The following is a 964-nucleotide window of genomic DNA, read 5'->3' as shown; positions in this document are numbered from 1 at the left end:
GCGGGGCAGGGCGGGGCCCGACCGATAGGATCGGCGTGCTCGACAGATCGGACTAGGAGGGCCGCAGGTGCAACCGGGTTCGGTCTTCGCCGGATATCAGATCGAACGCCGACTCGGCCGCGGCGGGATGGGCTCGGTCTACCTCGCGAAACATCCGCGACTGCCCCGGCGCACTGCGCTCAAACTGCTGAATCCGGACCTGTTCGACGACAAGGAGACCCGGGCGCGGTTCGAACGCGAGGCCGATCTGGCCGCCCAGCTCGACCATCCGAACATCGTCACCGTCTACGACCGCGGCGCCGAGGACGGCCAGCTGTGGATTTCCATGCAGTACATCGACGGTGTCGACGCCGCGTCGCTGGATCCGAACACGCTGCCGGTGCTGCGGGCGGTGCAGATCATCGCCGAGACCGCGCAGGCGCTGGACTTCGCGCACAGCATGGGCGTGCTGCACCGTGATGTGAAACCGGCCAACATCCTGCTGTCCAACGCGCACACCGGGCCCGAACGGGTCTACCTCACCGATTTCGGCATCGCCCGCCTGCGCGACGACGGCGGCCACCTCACCCAGACCGGCTCCTTCACCGCCACCATCGCCTACGCCTCGCCCGAACAACTCACCGGGGCACCGCTCGATCACCGCACCGATCAGTATTCGCTGGCATGCAGCCTGTTCTGGATGCTGACCGGTACCGCGCCGTTCTCGTCACCGCATCCGGTGGCCGTGATCCAGGGCCACCTCCAGCATCAGCCGCCGGCCATGAGCAGCGTCCGGCACGGACTGCCCGTTGCGCTCGACGCGGTGATGGCGCGGGCGCTGGCGAAGCGGCCGGATGAAAGGTTCGGCAGCTGCGCCGAATTCGCGGACGCGGTGCGGGCGGCGGTGTCGGGGAAGGAGCCGGTCTGGGTGAGGTGGCCGCCGTCGTCGCGCAGGCGGGCGATGCCGAAATCGGTGAGGTAGACC

1 protein-coding gene is annotated in these 964 nt (G+C 68.7%); it reads left to right on the top strand.

Translation table 11 applies throughout. The features are described 5' to 3' along the window. The first annotated feature begins 67 nt into the window (after positions 1-67). Positions 68-961: a serine/threonine-protein kinase gene (locus tag GV790_RS28845; protein WP_425343136.1), complete on the top strand. Its 894-nt coding sequence runs from the start codon at positions 68-70 to the stop codon at positions 959-961. The last annotated feature ends 3 nt before the right edge of the window (positions 962-964 follow it).

Source organism: Nocardia cyriacigeorgica, assembly GCF_010858045.1.
Taxonomy (GTDB): Bacteria; Actinomycetota; Actinomycetes; order Mycobacteriales; family Mycobacteriaceae; genus Nocardia; species Nocardia cyriacigeorgica_E.
The sequence above is the reverse complement of the archived record's forward strand: the minus strand, read 5'-3'. Positions and strand labels throughout refer to the sequence as shown.